This window comes from Moorena sp. SIO3H5 (genome assembly GCF_010692395.1).
Taxonomy (GTDB): Bacteria; Cyanobacteriota; Cyanobacteriia; order Cyanobacteriales; family Coleofasciculaceae; genus Moorena.
In genome coordinates, this window is record NZ_JAAHHS010000375.1 from 1 (window position 1) to 7457 (window position 7457).

The following is a 7457-nucleotide window of genomic DNA, read 5'->3' on the forward strand; positions in this document are numbered from 1 at the left end:
GAGTTTTACCTGCTGCAGCCAACTCCTGAGGGGATTCTACCGGTAGACAATAGCGTATTTGCCTCGACGCTGGCAATGGATCAACATCAGCAGGTGATTGACCATATTGCTGAAGCCTTGGTAGAGCAAGGGATGCCTGTAGAGCAGTATTACCCAGAATCTGGTCCTGGTCAACAGGAAATTTCTATACTATACACCCAAGCCCTACCAGCGGCAGATCAACAAATAGCCTTCCGGGAGACAGTAAAAGCGATCGCATTTCAACATCACCTAGTTGCCTCATTTCTGCCCAAAATCCTAGCTGACCAAGCGGGTAATGGTTGTCACCTCCACCTCAGCCTATGGCGGGATGGGAAAAACCTGTTACTCAATCCAGAAGGGGATGGGGGACTTTCCCAAGTTGCCTGTCAGTTTATTGCTGGAATTTTACACCATTTACCTGCTTTAATGGCAGTAACTACACCCAGTACTAATTCCTATCGACGGATTCGCCCTCATTGCTGGAGTGGCGCGTTCCGTTGTTGGGGAATCGATAACCGAGAGGCTGCGGTCAGGGTACCGAGTAACCCAGATGGTAACAGTCCAACCAATTTTGAACTGAAAACTGTTGATGCTTCTTCTAATCCTTATCTAGCCTTGGGAGCAGTAATTGCGGCTGGCTTGGATGGAATTCGTAACAGTTTGGAATTGGGAGAATCTGTAGCAGTAGATCCAGGACATTTGACAGAATTAGAACGTAGCCAGAGAGGTATTGAGTTATTGCCAACTACTTTAGGGGAAGCGATTGGTAACTTAAGTGCTGATCAAATACTGTTGGATGCCTTAGGAGTAGAATTGGCTCAAGCGTATCTAGCGGTAAAGAAAGCCGAGTGGGAGGCAATGAAAGATTTTGAGTTAGAAGAAGAAGTCGAGCTTTTATTAGAGCGATATTGATAGTATTGATATTGGTAAGGATTCAGCCGTCAGCTAATGCGCTACTTCACAGGCTTCTAGCCTGTGCCACGCAGGCTACTTGAGGTGCTAGCATAAGCTTTAAGCTGATAGCTGAATGCTTACGCATAGTTGTTTTTATTTCAAATTAGAAAGGGGACGTAATCTGACAAAAAATCCCACTTGATATAATCGCAACCGTGTCTATCTTTGATTGGCAAGAGGGCAACGTTTGACTTCGTAGGATGCCTGTTGTGTCCCCCTGATTCGGCTTATTGCTACCTCCAATTCACTCAGCTTTTCTTGTAAACCACAGTACTGAATTTCTGCAACACGTAGATTCTCCGCTGCAACTTGCTTTTTATCATTTAATTGACGTAATTTTCCCTGAGATACATTTATTTTCTCTTCCAAACTGCGTATTTCTCCTCGAATAGCAACTAAACGCTCTTGTGATGTCTTTACTTCAGTGCGGAAAGTGTCTCGCTGTTCTTGGGAAGTTTTGATTTCCCCTCGCACAGCCACTAGTTTTTGTTCAAAGCTTCGTTGTTCACGGCGAGAAGCTTCTAGCCGTTCTTGGGAAGTTTTGATTTCCCCTCGCACAGCCACTAGTTTCTGTTCAAAGCTTCGTTGTTCACGGCGAGAAGCTTCTCGCCGTTCTTGGGAAGTTTTAATTTCCTTTCGTACAGCCACTAGTTTCTGTTCAAAGCTTCGTTGTTCACGGCGAGAGGCTTCTAGCCGTTCTTGAGAGGTTTTGATTTCCCCTCGCATAGCCACTAGTTTCTGTTCAAAGCTTTGTTGTTCACGGCGAGAAGCTTCTAACCGTTCTTGAGAGGTTTTGATTTCCCCTCGCACAGCCACTAGTTTCTGTTCAAAGCTTCGTTGTTCACGGCGAGAAGCTTCTAACCGTTCTTGAGAGGTTTTGATTTCCCCTCGCACAGCCACTAGTTTCTGTTCAAAGCTTTTTTGTTCACGGCGAGAGGCTTCTAGCCGTTCTTGGGAAGTTTTAATTTCCCCTCGCACAGCTACTAGTTTCTTTTCAAAGCTTTTTTGTTCTGCCTTGAAAGATTTAAGCCGTTCTTGGGTAGTTTTAATTTCGCCTGTGAGAGCAACTAACTGCTGCTGAGATTGACGTACTTTTACTTGAGAAGATTCTAGTTGTGACTGTGCGCTTTTAATTTCGCCTGTGAGAGCGACTAACTGCTGCTGAGATTGACGCACTTTTACTTGAGAAGATTCTAGTTGTGATTGTGCGCTTTGAATTTCGCCTCGCACAGCGACTAACTGCTGCTGAGATTGACGCACTTTTACTTGAGAAGATTCTAGTTGTGATTGTGCGCTTTGAATGTCGCCTCTAAGAGCAACTAACTGCTGCTGAGATTGACGCACTTGGACTTGAGAAGATTCAAGCTGTGCTGTTGCTGTCTGAGTTTTACTACGAAGAAGAAGGAGTTTTTCTTCAGCCGTACTGATCTCAGTGCGAACCGCAACCAGTCTCTGCTGTGAAGTTTGTAACTGCCCTTGAGATTCTCCTGAAGTTTGTAACACTGTCAGTAATCCAGCGACTTCCACATCGTCAGGCTCGTATTTTGCTGCTTTTTTAAAGGAAGCGATCGCATGTTCGTAGCGACCGATGCGATAGAGGGCAAATCCTCGCTGTTTCCAAGCCAGAGAGTTTCGAGCATCAAGCTGAATCGCCTTGTCACAATCCGTGATTGCTTTTTCATATCGACCGAGTTGATAAAAAGCTGTGCCTCGGTCAATCCAAATTGGAGCAGCTTTGGCATCTACTTCCAGTACTTGGTTGTAGAATGCGATCGCCTCAGAATACTGTTTCAAATCATAAAGCAGCACACTGGCAATTTTTTGGGGAATAATTGTCTGTACCAACTGCTGTTCAAATTCTGATGTGGCTTGAATTGAAAGTGCTTGCTTCCAGGCCGTAATCACCGCATTGTATCGTTTTAGTTTATGGTTTGCCTTGCCTTTCTCAAACCACGCTAAAAGGTAATTGGGCTTAATTTTAATCGCTTGATCATAGGAAGCGATCGCGGCTTCGTACTGGCCTAAACTACTCAAGGTATCCCCTCGCCAATACCAAGCTAAAAAAGAGTCTGGCTGAAGTTTTACAATCTGCTCTAGTATCGTTATCTCTTCACTATACTTACCAATTCCTCGTAACTGACTGGCTTGTTGCCACAACTCATTGATCATTCTCCCTTGTGCAGCAACTTTCTCTGTCGAGGTGTTACGGCGGTCAAAATCCATCTGAGCAACGACACTTTGAGCATTAGCACTAGCCATACTTGTCGTGATAAAAGTAGCTAAGGATACTACTACTTGAAACGGGAAACTTTTCATCTTTGGTGCTGAAGGAGTATTGTAGTTGACTTAAAATTAGCGGTTACACTCATAATATTCCCAGCAATCCTGCCAAAGACACAGTTATAGGTATCATCATCGAAATGTTTTACCCCAACACCAACGAAAGCGATCGCTACCAATCCTCTAAACACGCCCTAGACTTTTTCGGGTAGTTTGTGCCTTCGTAGTTCAATAAAAATCCTCTTACCGTGACATACTCCCACACTGACCTTACAGGTTCAGTGTAGGCTTCTTACCAACACCACCCAACGGTTCGGTTGCTCGGTAAGCTTTACTGCTGACGGGATGCCCCACCGCCAAATTTAATATATTAATTGCCGCATTTACATCTCTGTCAGCTACATAACCACAATGAGGACAAGAATGAGTGCGGTCTTTTAGTTTTTTGGGTACTTTTTTGCCACAATTGGAGCAGTTTTGACTAGTGTTTCGGGGGTTCACTGCCTTCGTTATTAGTCCAGCATTTAAGGCCGTAGGCCACGCTACGCGAACGGCTTTGACTGACAATATAGACAGAAATTGTCCCCAACCAGCGTCTAATATAGACTTGGCTAGTTTAGTCCTAGCTAGTCCTTTAATGTTTAACTTCTCATGAGCAACTAAATCGTGGACATCTAGTAACTCCTTCGCTGTTTTAAAATGAAAGTCTTTTCTGGTGTCAGCTACCTTTTTATGAGCTTTACCTAGTTTACTGACCGCCTTTTTTCTATTGTTGCTACCTTTCTTTGATCTGCTGACAGCTTTTTGGATCTTTTTTAATCGTTTCTGAGCCTTTCTGTAGTATTGAGGGATTGACACCTCTGAGCCATCGGACTTTACTAGAAACGACTTAAGACCCATGTCTATTCCGACGGGATTGGTCGCACTGTCTACTGGAATAAATTCCGGTACGGTATCATCTTGAATTGACAGCGTGACGTAATAGCCATCAGCCTTTCGAGTTATAGTAGCCGTCTTTATTTTGAACCCTTCTGGGATTGGCCGATGATAGATCATCTTAACCTTTCCAAATTTTGGAAGAGTTAAAATATTGCCATTTATTGGGTTCTTAGACAGAGAGGGGAAAGTGAATGACTTATACCTATTTTTTCCTTTAAAGCGAGGCTTTCCGCTCTTTTTTCCATTGCTGTCCCCTTTTAGAAACCGTTTAAAAGCTAGATCGACTCTTTTGACACAGTCTTGGAGGACTTGTGATTGAACTACACTGTACCAGGGTCTGTCTTTCTTTAGCTGAGGGAGAGTCTTTTTTTGAGAGAAATAGTCTGGATTATTCCTTAAATCTGGTAGATAGCAAACAAGAGGGCAAGAGTTAATAGAACAGCGATTTTGTTCGTACCAGTTAAACCTATCAGCCAATAGATAGTTGTATTGGTGCCGCAGCATATCAAGCCATCTTTCTATTTCCGATTCTTGTGAATTGGTCAGTCTTAACCGATACTGATACGCTGATCTCATTATTGTAACCTCTTGTTTTTCGACCTATTATTAGGATATTATCCGTCTTTACAGATGTCAAGTCAAAATGAAAGATAAAAATTTAATGATTAGGTTAACTAGCTTTGAAAAGAAGCAACTGAAACAGGAAGCTGACCGCAGGGGAATGACTTGTTCTGAGTTACTCAGGAGTTTGATAGCTCGCTTCCCTGTTCCGAAAGATTCTGTGTAAAATTGATCCCGGAGATGAAACCTGTTTATTAAGGCAGCCTTAATCATAAAGTTTTAACCAAAGGTGCGCTTTCCGTTGGCGAATTAAATTCGCCACGGGTCGCACCTCATGATGCGGCGTGGGGGTTATTTCTGGAAATCCTACAAGCAGTAGCGCTCAAACGCGGTTTGTTAATCGAGAAAGTCAACCCACGGGGCACAAGTATTGAGTGCTTTAACTGTGGCTCAAGAGTCGAGAAAGACCTGAGTGACAGAGTTCATAACTGTTCCAGTTGTGGTGTTTCGATTGACCGGGATTGGAACAGCGGTATCAATATTCTCAATCGCGCATTAATGGCGGTAGGACTGCCGCTTAATGGCTGTGGTAAATCGATACAGGATATCGTTCGCTTAGCGGAGGCCTATGGCCAGGAGCAGCAAGTCTCATTTGTGAATTTGAGAAGCCCACATCATAATCTTTGATTTGATGTGGGAGTAGTCACAAGCCCATAGACACCTTAGCGCTTCGGTGCCGGGTAGGACGCGAACAGGAAAAGGATTATTTGATTTCCGGATACAGTGGTAGGAATGGTGGAGTTAAAAGAAGTAGATGAAATTTAATTACCACCCTGAGCCGTTCCTTCGGGCTTAGGGTTTTTTTGCTGGACTTTATGCCAAAATATAACGATACCAAAATCTTAAAATAACTGAGCTAAAGTGATTAGCAAATTATTTGGATTCCGGTGCTTAAAGTCTTAGGAGTTTTGTCATCTTCGGTTGGTATTATTAAAAATAAACAATAATCTAGTTAACAATAGACTAACTAAACATTAATTACTAGTCAGTAGCTAACATAAGGCTAAAAAAAAACCTGTTTTTATTTTCCCTCTTTTGCTATCGGTTACATCCTTTACCCATAAGTTGCAGTATTTATCCTATATTGCTATCTTGAGCTTACTTTAACCCAACACAATTTTAAGATGACCCGTGTAATTGGCTTAATGAGCGGTACATCTGTAGATGGCATCGATGCTGCACTAGTAGAGATTTCTGGCTCAGACTTAGATTTAAAGATTGAGTTACTGGCTGGTGCTACCTATGGCTACCCCACTGAACTCAGGGAAAAAATTCTAGCTGTCTGTGCTGGAAGTCCCCTATCCATGGAAGAATTGGCAGCATTGGATGATGCGATCGCATTTCAATTTGCCCAAGCAGCAGTGGCCATTCAAACTGGGTTACCCCCCGCTGAGTTAATTGGTTCCCATGGTCAAACAGTATACCATCGACCATTAGGGGTCAAAGGCGAACAACCTGTAACGACTCTGGGATATAGCCTTCAACTAGGACGGGGAGAGGTGATTGCTGAGATTACCGGTATCAAGACCATCAGCAATTTCCGTGTGGCTGACATTGCTGCTGGGGGAGAAGGTGCGCCTCTGGTTCCTAAGATAGATGCCTGTTTGCTCCGGTCATCAACCCATAACCGATGTATCCAAAATATTGGTGGTATTAGTAATGTTACTTACTTACCAGTTAGTGAAGGGAATTGGTTGGAACAGGTATATGGTTGGGATACTGGTCCGGGGAATGCCCTGTTAGATTTGGCTGTCGAGTATTTTAGCAACGGTAGCAAAACCTATGATTACAATGGAGAGTGGGCAGCGAGTGGCACTCCCTGTGAGGCTCTGGTAGAACAGTGGCTTGCTCAAGAGTTCTTCAAGATACCGCCACCAAAATCTACCGGACGAGAGTTGTTTAGTCGAGATTATCTCAAGCAGTGTTTGGTAGAAAGCGAAGCCTATAACCTTGCTCCTGCTGATTTCCTGGCAACACTGACAGAACTCACTGTTGCCTCTATTGTTGAGAGCTATCGCAACTTCTTACCTCAAATGCCAGATGAAGTACTCTTGTGTGGTGGAGGGGCAAGCAATTTATACTTGAAGCAACAGCTGCAAATTAGATTAGATTCGGTGCCAGTATTAACCACTAACCAGGTTGGGTTAAGTCGGGATTTTAAAGAAGCGATCGCATTTGCTGTTTTGGCTTATTGGCGTAACCTGGGTATTCCCGGCAATCTCCCTCAAGTAACCGGTGCTTCAGAGGCTGTATGTCTAGGAAACCTGTATTCTCCGAGATACCAACACCAGTCATCCTAAAACTGGGTATTTTAGGGATGCACAGGTGCGACCCGTGGCGAATTTAATTACGGGTCAAGGGCACCATTACGGTCTTGGGGAGGTCACGTCACCTGAACTTGCTAATGGTGCTTGAGATGACCGTGAGGCAGTTCCGACCTGCGGAGGTTCCCACGGGGCTTACAAGGTGCGGACGCAGGTTCCGCACACAGCCCCTCCCCATGAGCAACTTTAGAATCCCCCGTGGGTGAGTTTGGAGCAGAGTTCAACAGTTTGTCTGTTGATCCATAGGAGCTGGGCTAATGCCGGAAGTTTGCCCATGGGATAACCTGAGGGGGTAAACCCCACAACCTTAGGTATAGC

Annotated in this window: 5 protein-coding genes and 1 pseudogene; 4 read left to right on the forward strand and 2 right to left on the reverse strand. The window is 44.1% G+C overall.

What is annotated here, in order from left to right; all coding sequences use genetic code 11:
* The coding region (locus tag F6K52_RS28615) for a glutamine synthetase (RefSeq protein WP_293086648.1) at window positions 1-933 on the forward strand (933 nt) is incomplete at its 5' end.
* Between the two features lie 201 nt (window positions 934-1134).
* On the opposite strand, the gene F6K52_RS28620 is transcribed toward F6K52_RS28615, so the two are convergent.
* Together F6K52_RS28620 and F6K52_RS28625 are read right to left on the reverse strand one after the other, a co-directional pair.
* Window positions 1135-3234, reverse strand: coding sequence for a tetratricopeptide repeat protein (locus F6K52_RS28620; protein ID WP_293086651.1), 2100 nt, complete (start codon window positions 3232-3234; stop codon window positions 1135-1137).
* A gap of 291 nt (window positions 3235-3525) precedes the next feature.
* Window positions 3526-4770, reverse strand: coding sequence for a transposase (locus F6K52_RS28625; protein WP_293086652.1), 1245 nt, complete (start codon window positions 4768-4770; stop codon window positions 3526-3528).
* Window positions 4771-4837: 67 nt separating this feature from the next.
* Between F6K52_RS28625 and F6K52_RS28630 the strand changes: the two genes are divergently transcribed.
* The 3 genes and pseudogenes from F6K52_RS28630 to F6K52_RS28640 all read left to right on the forward strand — a co-directional run bounded on the left by F6K52_RS28630 (window position 4838) and on the right by F6K52_RS28640 (window position 7115).
* Window positions 4838-4981, forward strand: a complete 144-nt coding sequence (locus F6K52_RS28630; RefSeq protein WP_293079334.1) for a CopG family transcriptional regulator — start codon at window positions 4838-4840, stop codon at window positions 4979-4981.
* A 107-nt stretch (window positions 4982-5088) separates the two neighbouring features.
* Window positions 5089-5442 (forward strand): annotated as a pseudogene (locus tag F6K52_RS28635) (transposase); the annotation flags it as partial.
* Window positions 5443-5939: 497 nt separating this feature from the next.
* A complete protein-coding gene (locus tag F6K52_RS28640; RefSeq protein WP_293086655.1) occupies window positions 5940-7115 on the forward strand; it encodes an anhydro-N-acetylmuramic acid kinase in 1176 nt (391 codons plus the stop codon).
* The last annotated feature ends 342 nt before the right edge of the window (window positions 7116-7457 follow it).